At 30.4% G+C, this 20,541-nt stretch carries 25 protein-coding genes; 3 read left to right on the top strand and 22 right to left on the bottom strand.

Annotation, left to right across the window (positions count from 1 at the left end):
- Nucleotides 1–8: 8 nt before the first annotated feature.
- Genes uvrC through BN350_RS11230 form a run of 3 tightly spaced genes read right to left on the bottom strand, consistent with a single transcriptional unit; the run spans nucleotide 9 to nucleotide 4,875 of the window.
- The gene (gene uvrC / locus BN350_RS11240) at nucleotides 9–1,778 is read right to left on the bottom strand and encodes an excinuclease ABC subunit UvrC (protein WP_028043674.1); all 1,770 of its coding nucleotides are present in this window, start codon (nucleotides 1,776–1,778) and stop codon (nucleotides 9–11) included.
- The gene (locus BN350_RS11235) at nucleotides 1,778–4,087 is read right to left on the bottom strand and encodes an endonuclease MutS2 (RefSeq protein WP_028043673.1); all 2,310 of its coding nucleotides are present in this window, start codon (nucleotides 4,085–4,087) and stop codon (nucleotides 1,778–1,780) included. The genes uvrC and BN350_RS11235 overlap by 1 nt, the downstream gene beginning before the upstream one ends.
- Nucleotides 4,087–4,875, bottom strand: coding sequence for a CvpA family protein (locus BN350_RS11230; RefSeq protein ID WP_044600293.1), 789 nt, complete (start codon nucleotides 4,873–4,875; stop codon nucleotides 4,087–4,089). The genes BN350_RS11235 and BN350_RS11230 overlap by 1 nt, the downstream gene beginning before the upstream one ends.
- A gap of 97 nt (nucleotides 4,876–4,972) precedes the next feature.
- Here BN350_RS11230 and rnhC point away from each other — a divergent pair, with 97 nt between their 5' ends.
- Nucleotides 4,973–5,881 (top strand): ribonuclease HIII, encoded by a 909-nt coding sequence (gene rnhC / locus BN350_RS11225; protein WP_028043671.1) that lies wholly within the window; start codon nucleotides 4,973–4,975, stop codon nucleotides 5,879–5,881.
- A gap of 70 nt (nucleotides 5,882–5,951) precedes the next feature.
- Here rnhC and BN350_RS11220 read toward each other — a convergent pair whose 3' ends face one another.
- From BN350_RS11220 to trhA (BN350_RS11205), 4 genes are all read right to left on the bottom strand, one after another.
- The gene (locus tag BN350_RS11220) at nucleotides 5,952–6,416 is read right to left on the bottom strand and encodes a deoxycytidylate deaminase (protein WP_028043670.1); all 465 of its coding nucleotides are present in this window, start codon (nucleotides 6,414–6,416) and stop codon (nucleotides 5,952–5,954) included.
- An 11-nt stretch (nucleotides 6,417–6,427) separates the two neighbouring features.
- Nucleotides 6,428–7,345: an RluA family pseudouridine synthase gene (locus tag BN350_RS11215; protein WP_028043669.1), complete on the bottom strand. Its 918-nt coding sequence runs from the start codon at nucleotides 7,343–7,345 to the stop codon at nucleotides 6,428–6,430.
- Nucleotides 7,318–7,827, bottom strand: coding sequence for a signal peptidase II (gene lspA, locus BN350_RS11210; RefSeq protein ID WP_028043668.1), 510 nt, complete (start codon nucleotides 7,825–7,827; stop codon nucleotides 7,318–7,320). The genes BN350_RS11215 and lspA overlap by 28 nt, the downstream gene beginning before the upstream one ends.
- Nucleotides 7,828–7,896: 69 nt before the next feature.
- Complete coding sequence (gene trhA / locus BN350_RS11205; protein ID WP_028043667.1) at nucleotides 7,897–8,547, bottom strand: PAQR family membrane homeostasis protein TrhA; 651 nt, start codon at nucleotides 8,545–8,547, stop codon at nucleotides 7,897–7,899.
- 129 nt (nucleotides 8,548–8,676) lie between these two features.
- Between trhA (BN350_RS11205) and BN350_RS11200 the strand changes: the two genes are divergently transcribed.
- The gene (locus BN350_RS11200; protein ID WP_028043666.1) at nucleotides 8,677–9,228 is read left to right on the top strand and encodes a DUF1836 domain-containing protein; all 552 of its coding nucleotides are present in this window, start codon (nucleotides 8,677–8,679) and stop codon (nucleotides 9,226–9,228) included.
- Nucleotides 9,229–9,245: 17 nt separating this feature from the next.
- Here BN350_RS11200 and trhA (BN350_RS11195) read toward each other — a convergent pair whose 3' ends face one another.
- From trhA (BN350_RS11195) to BN350_RS19115, 14 genes are all read right to left on the bottom strand, one after another.
- Nucleotides 9,246–9,896 carry a PAQR family membrane homeostasis protein TrhA gene (gene trhA, locus BN350_RS11195; RefSeq protein ID WP_028043665.1) on the bottom strand — a complete coding sequence of 217 codons (651 nt, stop codon included), beginning with the start codon at nucleotides 9,894–9,896 and terminating at the stop codon, nucleotides 9,246–9,248.
- A gap of 65 nt (nucleotides 9,897–9,961) precedes the next feature.
- The gene (locus BN350_RS11190) at nucleotides 9,962–11,725 is read right to left on the bottom strand and encodes a MutS-related protein (protein WP_028043664.1); all 1,764 of its coding nucleotides are present in this window, start codon (nucleotides 11,723–11,725) and stop codon (nucleotides 9,962–9,964) included.
- Nucleotides 11,718–12,206: a GNAT family N-acetyltransferase gene (locus tag BN350_RS11185; protein WP_028043663.1), complete on the bottom strand. Its 489-nt coding sequence runs from the start codon at nucleotides 12,204–12,206 to the stop codon at nucleotides 11,718–11,720. Before BN350_RS11185 ends, BN350_RS11190 begins: the two co-directional genes overlap by 8 nt.
- Nucleotides 12,175–12,549 carry a DUF6054 family protein gene (locus BN350_RS19130; protein WP_044600292.1) on the bottom strand — a complete coding sequence of 125 codons (375 nt, stop codon included), beginning with the start codon at nucleotides 12,547–12,549 and terminating at the stop codon, nucleotides 12,175–12,177. The genes BN350_RS11185 and BN350_RS19130 overlap by 32 nt, the downstream gene beginning before the upstream one ends.
- Before the next feature lie 66 nt (nucleotides 12,550–12,615).
- Nucleotides 12,616–13,467: an undecaprenyl-diphosphate phosphatase gene (locus tag BN350_RS11175; protein WP_028043662.1), complete on the bottom strand. Its 852-nt coding sequence runs from the start codon at nucleotides 13,465–13,467 to the stop codon at nucleotides 12,616–12,618.
- A gap of 67 nt (nucleotides 13,468–13,534) precedes the next feature.
- Entirely contained in the window at nucleotides 13,535–14,227 is a 693-nt protein-coding gene (locus BN350_RS11170; RefSeq protein WP_028043661.1) for a DUF5714 domain-containing protein, read from the bottom strand.
- Between the two features lie 47 nt (nucleotides 14,228–14,274).
- Nucleotides 14,275–15,009, bottom strand: a complete 735-nt coding sequence (locus tag BN350_RS11165; RefSeq protein WP_028043660.1) for a class I SAM-dependent methyltransferase — start codon at nucleotides 15,007–15,009, stop codon at nucleotides 14,275–14,277.
- A gap of 196 nt (nucleotides 15,010–15,205) precedes the next feature.
- Nucleotides 15,206–15,571: a hypothetical protein gene (locus BN350_RS20300; RefSeq protein WP_081652905.1), complete on the bottom strand. Its 366-nt coding sequence runs from the start codon at nucleotides 15,569–15,571 to the stop codon at nucleotides 15,206–15,208.
- Between the two features lie 185 nt (nucleotides 15,572–15,756).
- The gene (locus BN350_RS20295) at nucleotides 15,757–16,629 is read right to left on the bottom strand and encodes a hypothetical protein (protein ID WP_081652904.1); all 873 of its coding nucleotides are present in this window, start codon (nucleotides 16,627–16,629) and stop codon (nucleotides 15,757–15,759) included.
- 27 nt (nucleotides 16,630–16,656) lie between these two features.
- A complete protein-coding gene (locus tag BN350_RS21690) occupies nucleotides 16,657–16,782 on the bottom strand; it encodes a hypothetical protein (RefSeq protein WP_261797187.1) in 126 nt (41 codons plus the stop codon).
- Nucleotides 16,783–16,788: 6 nt separating this feature from the next.
- Nucleotides 16,789–16,995: a hypothetical protein gene (locus BN350_RS11150; RefSeq protein ID WP_028043659.1), complete on the bottom strand. Its 207-nt coding sequence runs from the start codon at nucleotides 16,993–16,995 to the stop codon at nucleotides 16,789–16,791.
- A gap of 12 nt (nucleotides 16,996–17,007) precedes the next feature.
- On the bottom strand, nucleotides 17,008–18,006 hold the full coding sequence (locus BN350_RS19120) for a hypothetical protein (protein ID WP_187117133.1): 999 nt from the start codon (nucleotides 18,004–18,006) through the stop codon (nucleotides 17,008–17,010).
- A gap of 36 nt (nucleotides 18,007–18,042) precedes the next feature.
- Nucleotides 18,043–18,372, bottom strand: coding sequence for a hypothetical protein (locus BN350_RS21370; RefSeq protein ID WP_231385275.1), 330 nt, complete (start codon nucleotides 18,370–18,372; stop codon nucleotides 18,043–18,045).
- Nucleotides 18,373–18,821: 449 nt separating this feature from the next.
- Nucleotides 18,822–19,133 (bottom strand): GNAT family N-acetyltransferase, encoded by a 312-nt coding sequence (locus tag BN350_RS19115; protein WP_231385274.1) that lies wholly within the window; start codon nucleotides 19,131–19,133, stop codon nucleotides 18,822–18,824.
- A 406-nt stretch (nucleotides 19,134–19,539) separates the two neighbouring features.
- Here BN350_RS19115 and BN350_RS20655 point away from each other — a divergent pair, with 406 nt between their 5' ends.
- The gene (locus BN350_RS20655) at nucleotides 19,540–19,680 is read left to right on the top strand and encodes a hypothetical protein (protein WP_155849104.1); all 141 of its coding nucleotides are present in this window, start codon (nucleotides 19,540–19,542) and stop codon (nucleotides 19,678–19,680) included.
- Nucleotides 19,681–20,048: 368 nt separating this feature from the next.
- Here BN350_RS20655 and BN350_RS19105 read toward each other — a convergent pair.
- Nucleotides 20,049–20,541, bottom strand: a 493-nt coding sequence (locus BN350_RS19105; RefSeq protein WP_044600291.1) for a hypothetical protein, incomplete at its 5' end; no start/stop codon positions are given.

The following is a 20,541-nucleotide window of genomic DNA, read 5'->3' as shown; positions in this document are numbered from 1 at the left end:
AAAAACAATTATTCGTTCATATCAATATGTAAAGATTGATAAAGTTCTTCAGCAACCTTTTCAGGTAAAATTTCCAATAAGTCATTCAACGATGCTTCCTTCATCTTTTTAACACTTTTAAAACGATTTAAGAGCTGCTTTTTACGTTTAGGACCTATTCCATCAATATCATCTAAAACAGATAAAAATAATGATTTAGAGCGAACATTCTTATGGAAACTAATTGCATAACGATGCACTTCATCTTGCATTCTCGTTAGTAAGAAAAACAATTCACTTTTAGGATTAATAGGAATAGTTTTCCCTTCACTATCAAGCAAAACTGCTGTAGAATGCTTATCATCCTTAGCTAAGCCGCAAACTTGTATAGGCATATTTAATGAATCAATAACTTCTTTTGCAACATGAATTTGGCCCAATCCCCCATCAACAATCACCATATCTGGTGGTGTTAACCCTTCCATTAATACTCGATAATAACGACGATAAATAACTTCTCGCATACTCGCATAATCATCAGGACCCTCAACTGTTTTAATCTTAAATTTACGATAATCCTTTTTAGAAGGCAGCCCATCTTTAAAGCAAACCATTCCAGCAACTGCATAAGCTCCTTGAATATTAGAGTTATCAAACAACTCAATAACATGAGGTGTCTTAATTTGCAGCAATTCACCAAGCTGCTGCATGGCACCAATTGTTGCTGCTTCATTTTTTTGAATCAATTGAAATTTCTTTTCTAAAGATTCTTTCGCATTTTCAATAGCCATTTGAACCAAGGAATATTTATTACCTTTTTGTGGTTTTAATATTTTACAATCCAAAATTTCCTGTAATACATCGATTTCTATATCTGTAGGCAAAAGAATTTCTTTAGGTAAAGTATTGCTTTGATAAAAACTGACAATAAACTGTTGGAGATCATCTTCTACATTTTCACTAATGGGCACTAAATTCAAATCTCTGGAAAGTAATTTTCCATTACGCATAAAAAACAATTGAATACTTAAATAACCATGATCAACATAATAACCTAAAATATCACGATCAATTTGATCATTAAACTGGACATGCTGTTTAGCAGTGACATAACGAATATGTGAAATTAAATCACGATATTCTTTTGCCTGTTCAAAATTCAATTCTTCGCTTGCCTTATTCATTTTTTCTGTCAGTTCATTAACTTTATCTTTTATATCACCATTTAATAATTTAGAAATAGATTTCTTTATTTCAATATATTCTTCTGCATCAACATCATGTATGCAAGGTGCTAAGCATTGATTCAATGAATAGTATAAGCAAGGTTTTTTAGGAATATGATTACATTTTCTTAGTGGATATAAACGATCTAATAATTTATATGTTTCTCTTGCAGCAGTTGCATCAGGGAAAGGTCCAAAATGTTTAGCTTTCTTTTCTTTTGCATGACGAACAATCTTTAATCTTGGATGTTCTTCATGTGTCATTTGAATATACGGATAATATGTATTATCCATAAACATAATGTTGTATTTAGGGGCATAATCTTTGATTAAGTTAATTTCAAGTAATAATGCTTCTTTTTCACTATCAGTCACAATGTAATCAAAATCAACAATTTCACTCACAAGTTTTGTTGTTTTATAATTATGAGCACCCACAAAATAAGAATGAACACGATTTTTTAATTTTTTTGCCTTTCCAACATAAATAATTATACCCTCTTGATTTTTCATTAAATAACAGCCAGGTGTTGCTGGTAATAAAGAGAGTTTATTTCTAATTAAATCATTCATTATTCAAAATAAACCAGTGTTGCACCTAATCCACCCTCATTAGGTCCGCCATCACGATAAGAAACAACATGTTTGTTTTTATCTAGCATTTTTCTGATTCCTTTACGCAAAACACCTGTTCCCATGCCATGAATAACACGTACATGAGGATAACCTAAAACTAAAGCATCATCCAAGAACTTATCAACCAATGCCATCGCTTCTTCATAGCGTTTTCCTATAACATTAATTTCATAAGTTCCTGTTTTCGTAATTGTTGACTTTTTAACTGCAGCTTTCTTAACATTTTTAATTTTTGTTGCCGGATGCATATATATCACTTCATCTTCATGAAGTTTAATATTTAATCCTGCCAAAGATACAGTAATCATATGATTCTTAAGTACCTCAACAATATCCCCTTCACGATTCATTTTAACAACCTTAACACGATCTCCAACTTTTAAAGAATGTTCCTGTTTCATTATTGGCTCTTGAGCCATAAATTTCATTTGCTCTAAATCATGTTTAGCCTGAATAATTTCATGTTGTTTTAATGATGATGTCTTGATTGTCTCAACAACCAAATCAATATTTTCTTTTGCATTTTCTAATAATTGATTGGCTTCATCTTTGGCTTTTTTTAGCAGTTCATTTTTTTGTTGTTCTAGTTGATGAAGCTGGTGATGATATTGTTTTTCCAGTTTTTGATTATGAATCATTAATTGCTGTAATTCTGTTTCTTTTTGTTCTAACTGTTCTTGTTTTTTCTCTAATAGTTCCATTAGTCGTTCATGCTCACTCATAGAAGCAATCTTTAAAGTTTGAGCCTGATCTACAATCTGTTGTTCCAATCCCAACAACTGTGCAATCTCAATAGCATAAGATTGTCCAACACTATCAAGTTTTAACTGATATGTTGGGCGCATTGCCTCTAAATCAAAAGAAACAGCAGCCATCAATATTTCTGGATGTTCCTTTGCAAATGTCTTTAACTTACCATAATGAGTAGAAGCTAAGACAAAAGATCCTATTTCAATAAATCTCGTCAAAATTGATTCAGCCAAACTTTCCCCTTCCTGAGGATCAGTTCCCGAACCAATTTCATCTAGAATGACTAAACTCCTTGCAGTTGCATGTTTTAAGATATCAATAATCTTCATCATATGACTAGAAAATGTTGATAACGACTGTTCTATAGACTGTTCATCTCCCAAATCAGCATAGATATTATCGAACAAAGGAATATGTGCTTCCAAACAAGGAACAGGAATCCCACAAATCGCCATTAAAGATAATAATCCAGCAGTTTTTAAAGTAACAGTCTTTCCACCAGTATTACTACCACTAATCAATAACATGCGATGCTGTAATAATATAATATCATTCGCTACAACCTTTTTTTCATCAATCAAAGGATGACGTGCCTGCTTCAAAGAAATCCGATGTCCCTTTTCTTCAATATGAGGTCGACAACATTGATGAATGTAGCCATATTGAGCCTTTGCAAAAATAAAATCAAGTTCCTCTAATATTTCTAAATTAAAACGAAAATGAATAAAATGTCCTTTCACAATTTGTGAAATCTCATAAAGAATACGCATCACTTCTTCTCTTTCTTCACTTTGATAGACACTCAATTGATTATTCATATTCACAATATTTTCAGGCTCAATATAAAGCGTTTGCCCCGTTGCACTTTGAGAATGAACAAGTCCTTTGATTTGACTCTTATAATTTGATTTAACAGGCAAAACAAGGCGATCATTCTTTGTTGTCATTTGATCAATAGAAAGCATATCTTTAGATTCTTTAACAAGCGCATCCATTTGTGAACGAATATGCGATTGAATCTGTCGTATCTGTTTTCTAATATGACTCAATGTTTGACTTGCATGATCACTGACTTGTCCATCAGGCATAATACATCTTCTGATTTCATTCATTAAATGTGGATGTTCAACAAGCCCATCACTTAATTCTTGTAAATAATGCGTTTTGACTTCACTTGATAAAAGATAATTTTTAACACTTTGAATACACTCTAAATGATGAAGAATTTTTAAAAGTTCATCACCAAGTAAAGTTCCATCACGATTGGCTTTTTCTAAATACATCATAATATCAGATAATCCACCCAAAGGCATGCGTCCTTGAATCGCAATTAAACGCATTGCCTCATCAACTTTATCTAAAGATTCATTTAAATCATCAAGATCATCAAACAACATTAAATCTTCTATTTGTTTTTTACCTAATGTCGAGGCACAATAAGTTTGTATTTGATGTTTGATTTCATTCATTTCTAATGTTTCATATATTGTTTTCATTATTCACCACTCACATTTATATTTTTGAGAATATTCTCAAGTTGTGTTTGAGAATATCCAGATTCTTTTAATATCCTTTCTATATGTTGTTTTTGACTTTCTGTTAAGGAAATATTTTTTTCTTCTAAAGACTCTAAAACATGATCTGTTAATATTTTTTCAGCCTGATTTGTATCAATAAGATTCATGTCAATAGCTGTCAGCACAAGTTTTGTAAGTGTTTCAGGAGAATCAATAGTTTCTGTCGGATTACCTTTCCAATACTGTGTCATATCCATCATAGATTCACTCACATCTGGAACAAGTTTCACAATTCGACTTGCTATAAGTGATTCCTGAATCAATGTCGTTCCTTCGCTAACAAAAGGCATAACGATAAATACTAATACTAAATAAGCTATCATAACACTTTCTATACAACTTAACAGCAAACCCAATGTTTTATCAACAAAGGAAGTTAATGTGAAAGTCTCCATTAAACCTTTTAGCAAAGGTTTAATAACAAGACCTAATAATTTTTTAATAACCATCAATACTAATAATAAGATAATAAAAATCATGATTTGATTAATCATTTGACCAATCATTGATGCAAAAACATCAGTTGCATCATATTTATATAATATTATAATTGAAGATAGTGGTTTTGCCAAAAAATATGATAAGAATAAAACAACAATCATTCCTATAAAATCATATAATCTTGTAACAAAACCTTTTATATAACCAATAATTGCCATAAATATGAAAAAAATGACAAAAATAATATCAATCATATGTAAATTCATAATATTACCCTCCTTATAAACTTAGATATTATAACATTTGAAAATTGTTCTGTCAAAATAGACAAAAATATGTTAAAATAGTACTGAGGTGATTATCGTGGAACCAATTATACTTAAAGTGAAAGATAGTACATTGGAGAAAATGAAAAAATATTATGATAGCCAAATGGTTCCAGTTGATGACACAAACCTTATATTTAAAGCGCATGCAATTGGTTGTGATATCGTTGCGAAAATTGATGGAACAGTAGAATTAAGTGGACAAAATGCCTTGCAGGAAGCAAAACATTGGTCTAAAAAGGTTGCTAAAGAATTAGCAAAATTGACATCTAATGTGGAAGATATCTTTCCTCTTCACCATATTGGATGTGCAGAAACAGGTTCAGCTGATTATTTAGGTCCTATATGTGTTGTCGCATGTTATGTTACTGAAGCTGATGTTGAATTATTAAAAGAATTAAAAATCGATGATTTATCACGTCTTTCTAATCAGGATATTGTCAATTGTGCAAAGCTGATTAAAGATAAGTTAATATACAGTCTTTTAATTTTAGATAATTCACATTACAATAAAATGGTCCAGGAAGGTTTCAATCAAGCAAATATTAAAGCAAAACTATACAATCAGGCTACAGTTAATGTAATGCAGAAAGTTAAGCAAAATGTAAAGGTCAAGGTGATCAATCAATTTGTTTCTCCAAAAACGTATTTTAACTATCTTAAAAATGAAGTTATAGTTGTTAAAGATTTAATGTTTGAATCAGATGCCGAAAAAAAATATATGGCAATTGTCGCTGCTGAAATCTTATCTCGTTATGCTTACTTACAATACTATGCTAATATGACAAAGAGTTTAAAAATGAATCTTTGTCGTGGGACTAGCACAAGTGTTGATAGTGTTGCTGCAAAGATTGCGACAAAATATGGCGAAAAGATGTTGATGAAAGTTGCAAAACTTAACTTTACAAACACTAAAAGAGTTAAAACTCTCATCGAAGATCAATAAGAATGGCTATCCATTCTTTTTATTTTATCCAATTTTCATTTTTTTAAAAGTAGAGAATCAAATCGACTCTCTACTTTATTTCTATATCAAATTTTTCCATTTTTGTATATTGTACACCTGCTGCATTTAACATACGTTTCGCAGCTTTATCACTAGGTGTATCACTATATTTATCATCTTCATAAATAATCTCTTTAATACCACTTTGAATTATTGCTTTGACACATTCGTGGCATGGAAATAGTGAAACATAAATGCGACACCCCTTCAGATTTTGAATACTATTTAAAATAGCATTCAATTCAGCATGTACAACATAAGGATATTTTGTATTATACATCTCTCCATCTCTATTTGCCCATGGAAACTCATCATCTTCACAGCCCCAAGGCAAACCATTATATCCGACTCCAACAATTTTATGATCAGGATTAACAATACAAGCTCCCACTTGAGTATTTGGATCCTTAGAACGATAGGCTGATAGTTTTGCAATTCCCATAAAATACTGGTCCCAACTAATCACTTTAGACATATGCATTCCTCCTATTCCATTTCTTTTCTTAACTCTCTTAATTTTTCTTCAAAATAATCTGGCAAATCACATTCAAAATACATTTCTTCACCTGTTGACGGATGAATAAATCCTAAAATTTTTGCATGCAAATATTGTCCATGTGATGTATCATCTCTTCTTAACCCATACTGTGGGTCACCATAAACAGGATAGCCAATATATTGCATATGAACACGAATCTGATGTGTACGTCCAGTTTCTAATCGGCATTCAACGAGTGACATATCATTAAAACGTTCAATAACTTTAAAATTTGTTATTGCATCTTTTGCATTCTTATCCGTACACGTCATTTTTTGACGATCGTGGGGATCACGACCAATTGGTGCCTCAATTCGTCCAAACTCATGAGGAATTAATCCATGAACCAATGCCAAATAGCGACGTGTTACTGTATGCTGCTGCAATTGTTCACTCAAGCTTTGATGAGCTTTATCATTTTTAGCTACCATCAGCAAACCACTTGTTTCTTTATCAATACGATGAACTATACCAGGACGCATAACTCCATTGATACCTGATAAATCATGACAATGATATAATAAAGCATTGACAAGTGTTCCACTATAAATTCCAGCCGAAGGATGAACAATCATGCCAGTTGGTTTATTAATCACAACAACATCCTCATCTTCATAAACAATATCTAATGGAATATTTTCTGGTAACACATCCGAGTTTTCAGGTTCAGGTATATGGACAAGTATCTCATCATTCATCTCTACCTTGTAACTTGCTTTTATAACTTTCCCAGCCACACTCACATGTCCACCTTGAATAAGCTGCTGAATTTGCGTTCTTGAAAACTCACTTAATACCTGCGCTAATACTTTATCAACGCGCTTTCCTACTTGTTCTTCTATAACTCTGATTTTGATATCTTCCATGCTTTATACTCCTCTATTCCGACTTCTATAATGACCAGTACAAACCCAATCGTAATGGCCATATCAGCAACATTAAAAATAGGAAAGTCATAACCAAATATAATGAAATCAATAAAATCTCTGACATATCCAAAATAAATACGATCAATCAAATTACCAATCATACCACTAAAAATCAATACCAATCCAAAACGTGTTAATTTCTGATAAGGTTGAGATTGTACAAAATAATAAATAATTCCAATTGTCGCAATAATAGCTATCACAAAAAACAAGTTTAATTTCCCTGATAATATTCCCCATGCAGCTCCATCATTATGAGAATATGTAAAATAAAAGAAACGATCTATAATAGAATAACTTGCTCCTAATGAAAGTGTATGATCAACAATAATTTTTGTAATTTGATCTCCACCGACTATAATAACAAAAGACACAACATATAATACAATATTTTTATATGTTAAATTTAATTTTTTCATTTTATCACCTATTCCCTATTATAAGCAAAAATGATACATAAAGCAAAGAAAAAAACACATAAAGTGTTTTTAAAGGATATATATAACGACTGCTAAATAATGAAGCACTGATCCTAACATAACAAAGATATGAAATAATTCATGAAATCCAAAAGCAGCACTGATATTAGGTTTTTTAAAAATGTAGATAAATGCACCTATTGAATAAGCAATTCCACCTGCTGCAATCATTGTTAAACAATCACTTGAAATACTTGAGAAAGATTGAAAATCAAAGATAATAGCCCATCCTAAGATCAAATAAATAGCGGTTGCAATTGCTCGTGGAGCATTTAACCAACAAACCTTCACAATAATGCCAATCACAGCAATCATCCATAATATTCCTAAAAAATAGTAAACATGTGGAACTGTCATACAAGACACAGCAATTGGTGTATATGTTCCAACTATCAAAATATAAATCATAGAATGATCTAATTTACGTAAAATCGTTTTTATCTTTTGATTTCCCTGATAAAAGTGATAAATACTGCTTGCACTATATAATGCAACAAGTGACAATCCAAAAACAATTGTAGCTGCCATCATATTTGAATCAATATGTTCTTTCATTCCAATAAAAATCATTACTAGCAATCCTATAAGTGATAAACAGGCTCCAATAAAATGTGTTTCACTACTAATTGGATCCATTGCCTTTTGAAATATTTTTTTCATACTACCAACTCCTCTTTATATAGTTTTAATAACTACATTATGTATTTATTATATCTTAATTTATACATTTGTCAACGAGATGTTGTTATTTTTTTTAAAATCATGTATGATAAGAAAAGAGGTGAAATTATGAACAACAAAGCATTTGATGATATTCTTATTCAGGTAGAAAATATTAGTGATCTCAAATCACAGGATATTCCTTCATTGGATCTCTATATGGATCAGATTATGACACTATTTGATATTAATTTAGCTGATAATAAAAGATATAAAGATGATAAACTGCTAACAAAAACTATGATTAATAATTATTCTAAAGAAGGTCTTTTAAAACCCATTAAAGGAAAAAAGTATTCAAAAGATCATATTCTTCAAATGTTATTAATTTATTCATTAAAAAATACAATTTCTATTCAAGAAATAAAAAAAGTATTACAACCATATCATGAGAGTACTGAAAAAATAGAACCTATCTATAATCAGTTTTTAAATCAAAAAAAAGAAGTATCACATTCTGTTACAGCGTCTCTCCAATCATTCATTAACCACAATCAAATGAATTTAAATGACCCTGATCAATTTACAACAATGTTATTATTACTTTGTGCATTAAGCAATCAGTATAAGACAATTGCTGAAAGACTACTAGATACATATTATCAAAATGAAAAAGAATAACGCTAAGTTATTCTTTTTTACATTAAAAATACAATCGCAATAAAATGAAGAATACTTGCTGCATTTATAAACAAATGCCAAACAAAATGAAAATAATTCTTATGTTTTGAATAAAAGAATACACCTGCCGAATACATGACTCCACCTGCTACAATTAATAATAAAAATAAAATTGATGCTTGATTTAATAAAGGCTGAATAAAGAAAACTGCAGTCCACCCCATGACTAAATAAATAGTTGTTGATAAAATTGGATAAGATTTCTTAGAAATTGATTTTAATAAAATTCCTGCAATAACTGCACCCCATTCTAAAATCAAAATTAAAATACCTATCCATCCCTGTACAACACACAATGCAATTGGTGTATAACTTCCAGCAATCGCAAGATAGATACAAATATGATCAAGTTTTCTAAAGACATATTTCTGTTCAGTCTGATAATCCATACTATGATAAATTGTGGATATCAAAAACATCAAAAATAAACAAATAATATAAATAGAAACACCAACTGCTCTTATAGTCCCACCTTTCATATATGAATAAACTGCTGAAAATGGCAGAAGTCCTAAACATAAAAGTGCCATAACGCCATGGCTAATAGCATTTCCAACTTCTTCTTTAAAAGTCAATGGTAACATATCACGCATTGTCTTCTCTTCCATCGTCATTCCCCCTTATATAATATGAATGAATAAAGTCTATACCAAATTCTTAAATTTGTAAATCACTATTCATCTAATATACCTAATTGTTTTAATAAGAATTGACCATTTGTTGTTTGTGATGGGCCCTTTTTTATACGATAATCAAAACAAATATGATTATCCTGATAATATTCATCAAAATGATAATTCAACGCTTGCATATGACTCAACTCTAAATCATGAGTTGTCAAAAATGTATATGCATAAGGCAATGATAATTTCTGAATTGTTGCTTTTGCACCAGCTATACGATCTAAAGAATTCGTTCCCTTAAATATTTCATCAATTAAGGATAACATAGGCTCTTTCTTTTTTGCATACTCAATCATATCCTTTATTCTTAAGAGTTCTCCATAAAATGTTGAGATTCCCTCTTCAACATTATCTTTAACTCTCATTGATGTCATGATATGCATACACGAGCATTGTAATTCATCAGCAAAAACAAAACCACCAGCATAAGCCAAAACAAGATTTAATCCAATTGTCCGCATAAATGTTGTTTTTCCTGACATATTTGAACCAGTAATAATGCATAAAGAATCTTGCATGATAAAATCATTACCTACAACTTTTTCATCTGCAATCAATGGATGTCTGATTGACCTCATTTTTAACGTTTTTTGAGATGTGATATGAGGCATTGTTACATGAAAATCATCAATTTTCAATACACTTAAACTCATTAGCGCTTCAAATTTAGCTAAACCATCAAACCATATAGAAACAGATGAACTATATTTCTCTAACCATCTCACATATTGATTTCTAATCATAAAATCAAACAATCCAAAGGCATTCAATATAATATATGCAAATATATTTTGACGATATGTGACTCTTTGAGAAATTTTATACAATTCATGAATTCCTTCCTGAGCTTGACCATCAATACAAATTTCATGTTGTAATTCTCTCAGATAAGGACTTTCAAAATGTTGATTGTGAATATGTGCATAAATATGTGCGTAACTTTTTAAACCTGTGCATAAGTCATTGATAGGTTCAAATAAATCATTATGTTTTTTAAGATAGAAAAAAGCAAAACATAATTGAAAAATGGCTCCAATTTCTAAAACAATCTGACTGTAAGGTAATGCAATTGAAAAACAAACACCAAGTAACCCTAAGAGCGTAATGAGTGATACAATAAAAACAAAAGGTGTTATGGAAGAAATATGTTGTTCAAGACATTGTTGAAGCCAGCGCTTAACAATTTTTTCTTTATGTGCAGGAATCATCGTTCCTAAAGTTTCCATTTTTAAAACAAAATCTTCATGCTGTGATAACTCATTAACAGCTTCCTGACGTTTTTCAATATCTTTTTTTTGATGATCATTGGTAAGCAGAAAAGCTAATTCTTCCTGACCTTTTTGAGTAAAAGATATATTAATCATTTGAAATAAAGAATGATGCCCAAAAATATCTAAATCAAGAGCTTTATAATTTTTATCATCAAGAAACTCTTCACCTGTTTTATGAAATTGATGCCATTGATTATTCATTCTTAATAAATGTTTTTCATAAACTGTTAAAAAAGCTTGATGATAAGAAAGTTCTTTTTTAATACGATTATGAAAATAAACCATTATTGAAAATATAACGATGCATAATAAAGATATCATATATAAAAATGATTTATGTTGAAAATAACCAACTAAGATACAGATAATCATTAGAACAAGAAAACCAAAACGAATAAGAGCATATTGATTGGATTGTTTTTCGAATTGTTGACATTGCTGATTCGTTTGATTATAGATATGCTGAAACTTTTGTTTAGTCATGAGTATTCCTCTCTTTTTCGAAAACTGTTACATTTAAAGATTTATATGACGATTGAGAAATCGGCTGAAAACCAAGAGCGTTCCAAAATGCTAATCCTTTAAAATTGTTTTGTAAACATGCGAGTTGAATATGAGTCACAAAAGGATGCTTATTGATTATATACTCAATGATTCTTTTTCCATAATGTTGTCTTTGTTGATTCTGATTAACTAAAAATAAGCCAATCCACATATAAGAATCATCATGAAGCATATGATAACGATAACCAATTAAATAATCAATATAACCAATCATATCATTTTGATCATAAATTTTATAATGATAATGTTCTTCTTTTTCAAATCCTTTAGGAGGCAGCATATCACTTTGAACATATTCCCATGTCACTTCCTGATTCTCAACTTTATAATATTCCTTTTGTTCTAAACAAAAGTGATAAAGTTCTTTATCAGCCTCTGTTATTCTTTGATATTTTAACATTCTCGTCACCTCTATATTCTTCTATAATTTCAATGAATTTATTTAAAAAATTTTCTTCACCAATCGTATTAATTTTGAAGAAAGTTCCTGTACTTCCTCCTGATGTAATCGCAACAACTTGAATACTTTTTTGATATCCTAAAATTGTAATATTCATACTTACTCTATTTCCCCCACTATAACTATAACGTTCATAAACAAGAATAGTACACATGACATTATTGACCCTTGTTTTATGTTTATCTTCAATATCAACAGAAATACTGCTATTCATCATTTTATGATCAATATATGCAATAAAATGATCATAATCTCCTGCAATTTCTTTTACATATTTAGCCATAATAAAACCTCCATGTTTCTATTTTACACGATATTATCATAAAAGAAAACACGATAAATCATCGTGTTAGTTTAAAAATACAAAATAAGCCAAAACAATTAACCCTAAAACAATACGATACCATCCAAAGACTTTAAAGTCATGCTTTTTAATATAATTCATTAAAAATTGGATAATCAATATGGATACAATAAATGCAACAATCATTCCAATCACTAAAATAATCATTTCCTGTGTTGTAAAAACCAATCCAAATTTAACAATCTTTAATAAAGATGCCCCAAACATCACCGGTATAGCTAAGAAAAATGTAAATTCTGCAGCCACAGTTCTAGATACTCCTAATAATAAAGCACCTACTATTGTTGCTCCAGAACGTGATGTTCCTGGGAATATAGCTGCTATTAACTGGAAAATCCCAATAAGGAAGGCAGTGTTAAAGGTTAAATCTGTTAATGTATTAATATGTGAATATTGTCTTTTATTACGATTTTCAATCACAATAAATGCAATCCCAAAGACAATCAATGCAATAGCAACAGTTTGATAATTGTAAAACATAGCTTCTAACTGTTCATCAAACAAAATACCCACAATAGCAGCTGGTACACAAGCAACTAAGATTTTAAACCATAAAATAATTTTATCCATTTTTACATAAGATAAAATACCTGTTGTACTCATTGGCTGTTTGTTATTTTTCTTTCCAAAAGGAAAGAAATCACTCCAAAACAAAACAACAACAGCCATAATCGCCCCTAATTGAATAACAACCTGAAACATACTATAAAACTTTGCACTAACATCTAATTTAATAAATTCATCTAATAAGATCATATGTCCAGTACTACTGATTGGTAACCATTCAGTCACACCTTCAACAATTCCAAATAAGATGGCTTTTAATATTTCAATCATCTTTCAACCTCCTGATATACTTGTATTACTATATAACAAATGTTTTCTCTTGTATACCCTTTTATGTTTATTTTTGGAAAAATGGACACCTTGTTCCTAAACATTGACGGTTATTTTGACGATAATGACAACTTATTTTCTCTTTTTGCATCTTGATATGAAAATGTTCTTCAACAAAATGAATAGTTGTTTCAATTGCTATAAAGGAATCTCTTTTACAACAGCGTGGCCCACCAACTTCACCAATACGCTGTAAACACTGACCAGTTAATTGATTAGATAACCCCCAGCTTTCATGACTTAAAGGTGAAGTATGTAAGATAATACTTAAAAAGATTCCTGCTGATATAGCCGCTCCACAACAACCCCAATAACCACATACACCACCAGGGACTTCTTTTCCTCTTTCTATTGCTTCATCAATAGCTATAGATAAATCAATGTCCCCACCTGCATGAAAATAAGCTGTCAACAAAGATGCTACTACCATCATATGATGTTCAGGTCCATGCATACAAATATATGGAGAATCCATAATTTTTTGAATAATCTTTATAGATGAACGTGATTTCATATGTAAGCATATTTCTTTGATGACCTCAATTCCTTTTTGGGCATGACATGTGTCACAAACATAATGACCATGTGGACAGATAGCATGTGTCTTAAACTTCTGATGACAAAAAACACATTCAGCTTCTTGTTCATAATTTGAGTAAACCAGTTCTTCACCACATATTAAACATCCATTTTTATGCATAGTATTTCCTCCTGAAAACTACTCTTTATTTATTCTAATAAAACATATCAAAACTTCTTTTGAGCAAGAACAATTAACATCATTGGTCTTCTCATTTCATCAGCCATTCCAGGTAAATCCATCATATCCTGTGGTGGTTGCGGTTCAATAATGTTTAATAATTCAAAATGATGTATGAGCAAGGTATTAAGATATGTCGTTAATGTCCGATGATACTTGATCACATGTTCACCTAAAAACACAGCATCTCTTTTTCCTTCATAAAAATAATTGTCAATTGGAAAATGTAAAACATTCCCTTGATTATCATAATACCAATCTTGCTTACCTTCTGCCGTAAACAATGGGTGTTCTACGGAAAACACAAAATATCCTTTAGGTTTTAACCATTTTTCTATCTTCTCAACCAAATTTTCATAATCCAAAACATAATGTAAGGCTAATGAACTCATGACTATATCAAATTGTTCATTTGATAAATTCAGATCTTCCATAGCACCTTGACGATATTCAATATGTGGATGTCCATTCTTCTCCAATGCAATTTCTAACATTTTATTAGAAATGTCAGTTCCTAAAACATACTCTGCTCCATGAATGGCAGCATATAAACAATGCCATCCATAACCACAACCTAAATCTAGTACATGCTTTCCCTGAAAATCAGGTAGTACTTTCTGCAATTCAGACCATTCACCAGCACCTTTTAAACCATTCTTTGAACGATTCATTTCACTGTATTTTTGAAAAAACGTTTCATCATCATATTTATTTTCTTTCATTTTCTAATCCTCCCATGTAAAATATTTTTTAAACTTCTACATGGGTCATTACAATCTTTTGTGCAATAATGCCACCACACATGACTATCACCCCCTCACCATTTCCTATATTAGGACTCATCCTAGGATAAAATATTATCAACTATAATATTTTTTGAGCATTCAATACATTATTCACTTTATTAATATCTACACATTAACACCTTTTTGCACTAGCATATAATTTCTGAAAAGTTTTTTTATCTTGATTTCTTTGTGCATCTAAAAGTAAACAAATGAAAATCAATGTTAAATCTTCACGACATTTTTCTAATCCAATATCTGCTACACGTTTTGCATCTTCATAGAACTTATTTTCCATACAATATGTAATTAAATCTACATACTCTTCACTTTGACGATTTAAATAATTTTCAAGATAAGCAATATATTTATCATTTCTTCCATACTTATGGTAGATATAGGCTGCCTTCTTCTGGTATCTTGATTTTGTTTCCAATACACTTGCATAGAAAAGATATTCTTCTTTATTTGTACACAGGTGCTCAGTCAATTTCAACATTGCATCACAACAATAATAATCATAATAATTATTTTCAACAATATTCTGTAAAATTGTCTTTCTTAAATCCTATTCTTCGTCTTCCAAATCCCCATTTTCAATTAATGATTGACAAATCTCAGTTCTACCTGATCATCAATATAAGGTTCATAACTCAACCATCGTATATTTTCCTGTATCCATTCCTATGAAGAAGCAAGATTATCATTGGTTTGACTCTTATCAACAATATCATTCAAACATTTTAAATGAATATCCTGAAGCATTCCTTTATATCTATCAACTTGTTCAATCACTTTATATTTTTTATATGAATAACCTTCATTTGGAAACTCTTTTTTTATATATGATTCCATATTATTGATTTTTTGTTCTAATATTTTTGCCATAATCTCAAATACTTCTTGTGATACATTTTCATTAATAAGTATATTAGGTTTGATATTCAGACAAAATGGATAATCAAACATTTCAATAAACATTATCGCTTGTTCTTTATCACTTTGATTCTTGATCAAATGATAAACAGATTTTATCCAATCTTTCCCAACTTCACTTAAATTTGTTGAAAGCATACCTTCATGATTTGCTTCTAATAATGTAAAAAACTCTTCAACGGGACTATCTTCACTATCTATAGATTCTTGAATACTAAAACGAATATTTCCTATTCGATTGAATATATCTGAAACAGTCTGATATTCTTCTAAAAGTAATAATTGATGACAACCTCTAAAGATTCTATCTAAGAACCTCATTGCATTAAATACATCATGATACTCAACTTCCCAATCATCCATATAATGACCTTCACTATCAAATTCACAATAATATGTTTCATATTCAATATAAATATCACCATCAGTCACTTTATGAACAAATTCATCTATTTCTTGTAATGATGGCAAATCAATAACTTTCTTTTCACCATAAAGTGACATTAAAAAGTCATTTTGTTTATTCTCAGATAATAATTTTGCTTGATTCAATATCCATGTATCTTTTTCTGTCTCATTCATTTTCTTTAATTGTTCTTTGACTTGATCTATAAATTCCATGATATCTCCTATCTGTTATCAGCATGACTATAAATATAATTCATTACAGTTCAATATAAACTTCACTCTTTCTTTTAACTGATCACTAAATTCTTCTAAGTCTTCAAAATCTATTGCACCTTCATTAATAAGAGAAACAATATTATAAATCAATTGTGATCAACTCATTTGTGCACATACGCCGACTTTCTCTTTATCTTCCTTTATTCTCTTATTTAAATCCCAGAATTTTTCGGATGGATTGATATCTTCACTGAGTAATTCTATATATTCCTTATTAAGTTTATCCATGTAATTTTCTTGCCAATTGGCTATCTTCTTTCTAAAAAGTTTCCAATCCTTTTCTGTAAATTCTTTTTCTTGCATAACAATATCTCCTTATTCATAATCCAGATAAAACATCTGCTCATAACAAATACTTCCTATATTTTCACTTTTGTTTTGCCTTTTTTTATAATTTTTTGGGAAGTACTCCTTTCCCAACTGCCATATGTATTTATCAATATCCTTCAAATTATAATCACTTAAACCATAGAATTCTCCAAAGCATATTAGTATTTCCTTGAAACTTGAATAGTTTTTCAGATCTGTAGATACAAATTCTGTAAAGTTATCTAATTTCTTAAAATGCAGTAACACCTTTTCAACATAGCTATCATAAATTGGATAATCAAGAGGTCTATGATGACTACAAAACTTAGTTGCAAAAGAATAGAAATTTTGAGTTTTCCCATTAATAGCAACTTTTTTTATATCATTTACTAACGTTACATCACCTAATTGCAAACGTTTATCAATATCCAATTCATATATATGCTTTGCAACTGAATATACAGAGAAAATATTTGTACTATAAAAATCATTTAATGTTGCAACTTTAAGCAAAATATCAGAAATAGATTTATTCTCAGGACACAACTCATAAAATAGTTTATCAAGAGCATTTTCTTGTAGATGATAGTTCTCTAATTCATTCCATAACTTCAAGTAATGTTCTAGCTGTTCAGGACATGGCATTGGTACTCTTTTTGTATCATTTTTTATATTTAATTTATTCTTTGCGAATGCTTCTGGCACAACTTGTAAGAATTTACGAAATCTCCTCAAATGTGACATATATCCATTTATAAGTTTCTGGGAATCCCCAGTAGTATTTTTTCTAAGAACTGCTAATAACTCTCTTCTTGCTACATTTTCAAAATCATCGTCTAAAATTACTTTCCAAAAAATATCTTGGCCTGATTTATTCCACAGATAGAAACTATCATTATATGCTGTTTGAACTGTGTTTTTTGCCAAACCGCAAGATTCAAGATAGACTCTATATTCTAAACGTATCTCAGCGTATGAAATTGCTTTTGCTAATTGTATATTCATCTGATACCTCCATACTTATCTTTTTACATAAATAAACTAAATATCATGTCTAAGTTGTTTCATCATGCTAATAAATTTATTTACAGTACCCTTTGGATTATTAATGATTCTATTAACATATGGAGCAGATATTCCAACCATTTCAGTAAGCTGTGCCTGAATAAGTCCTTCTTCCATGCACTTAACCATTATGTCTATTTCTAAATTATTTTTAATCACAAAATTTACCTGACCCATTCTAAAGATATTGAATAAATATGATAATTTATTATACCACGTAAAAATAGGAAATAATAGACTGATGATTGTCATATATGTCACTATTCCATAATTACATAACAAAAAAGCAAGAGTTCCAATTATCATAGATATCTCCTGTCCTTAACTATTTCTCAGTATCATATTTGAAACCTACTTTAAATTCCACTAATAATCAATTGTCTCCTTCATGTCATTTGAGAGTTTTAAACATTCAATGGTTTAAAGAGGCAACACCAAGGTTGAATATAATCCATCATCATGAAATGCAGAAACCATTCTAGAAAACGAACTACAAATGATAGGAAGAAACACAAAAAACAAGGGCATGTAAATTGCGGTTGGTAACAGCAAAATTTATATCCTTTAAATTATTATAATGAGTGGAGAAAATGTAATATACACTCCAATAAATTCTAATTTATCAATCTAGCCTCATATACAAAAGTGGATACAGATTCCCTTGTTCATCATTTTCTGTTCTTTTATATATTCTAAACCCCATATGTTTATAGAAGCCTTTAGCAAGAGGATTTTATTCATTAACCGCTAAGTCATTAACAAAGTATTTTTCTAATCCATACTTTAAGCAATTCTTTCCCTAGCCCTTTGCCTCTTTCTTCATCAGAAATGAAAAGTATTTTAAGATGTTGTTCTATAATCCCCATAAAACCTGCAGGGATTTGATTTTCATTTTCAATAATAATTAAATGAGGGATTTTTCTTAATGCCTGTGGTACATATTTTTTGATATTTTCTATTTCATTCTCATTTAAAAAGAGATGTGTTGCCTTTACAGAACTTTCCCATACATCTAGTAACTGTTCTATCACCAACAGATTTCTATCCATTATTTCAATAATTTTCATTTTATGTTTTCCTTTCTAGCAAGTTTTTATCTCCATTCACTAGATAACTTATTAGAACTGTTTTCCATTTTTTTCCAATAACCTTATACTTTCCAAATAATCCTTTTCCACACTGCTAAGGGTTTTTGTTTTATACTCTGTCTGAGCTGAAATGTTCAGAAAAATTCACTGGAACAACTGTGGCTATAAATCCATCGTCTAGCACTGCATTGGCAGGCTTGAACCTACTAGTCTTGAATGCCATGTCAGGACCATCAACGATCCTGACCTACAAGAAATTGTACTCATCGCCTTAAACAAGTTTCTTGGTGATAAATCCAAATATCAGAAACAACTACAACAAAGCATCACATCAGTCATCAAATCCTCTGTTGCAATCACCACGGATGGTATTGATGAGAAACTTATGGAGTTTCAGCAGGATCTTGTTAAAAAGACCAACAACAAAGAAGCCTACTATGAGATTGCCGACCAGATTTTTGCACTCAGGAAAAAACACCAGCAGGCCTCAATGGATACAGTACAGTGTGATAAACAACTGCAGTGAATCACAGAATCACAGGATTTCATCCTAGACCAGCCTTCCGACCTTACCGAATTTGATGAAAATCTTGTAAAATGCTAGCATATTTTCGTAGTAGATATGTTTCCATATAAAACAATCGAGCCTTTTCAGTAGTTAGGCTTTAAATCCCAACTTCCGAAAAAGCTCGGAAACACGCCACTTTCTGGCGCTTGATTCTATTTTCTTGTCATCAATACTACCGTCTCAACGGTATTACCTCTTTCCCACAAGAACTCCTTGACTAACTCCAACTTAATTTTACAAAATTTCTTTTAATATTTTTTCTTTCACATCTTTTGTCATTCACAAATAGTAAATATTCTATCTACAGAAACTCCATCTCTACATAACTATAACAAACCATTTGTCTGCAATGTATTAATCTGTGTCAATAAGCCTATTATATATTCTCTCTTTATGTCATTAAATGTTTTATCAGTAATGCCTCCATACTGGCTTTTGGCAAAGCTTATAAAGTTCTGTACCAGTTCCCTTACTGCACAACGCAGTTCTTTCAACGCTTCTTTTGTAATATTTAGATTATTCCCTTCATGAGTTTCGTTTGAACGTTCTTTATACATTCTCAGCGCATTGTAATACACAGACTGCGCATCTGCATCTTGCGCAATTGCAGCTGCTAATCGATTCGCAAATTTATCTTTCTTTCTCCCACTTTTATCCTTTGAATTGTAACCTATTAGGATAATTTCAACTAAAGTCACAAGATTCTTGTATGCATCGTCATATCTAGAAGCATTATACCCTCTTCCAAATCGCTCCATAACATCCTCCAATTCGTCTTTTAACACTTCTGGCAGCCCGACCATATTTTTAAAGCAGGTC

The sequence above is a fragment of the Candidatus Stoquefichus massiliensis AP9 genome (genome assembly GCF_000455285.1).
In the GTDB taxonomy this organism is placed as follows: Bacteria; Bacillota_I; Bacilli_A; order Erysipelotrichales; family Coprobacillaceae; genus Stoquefichus; species Stoquefichus massiliensis.
Note: the sequence above shows the minus strand (reverse complement) of the source record. Positions and strands in the feature narration are given on the sequence as shown.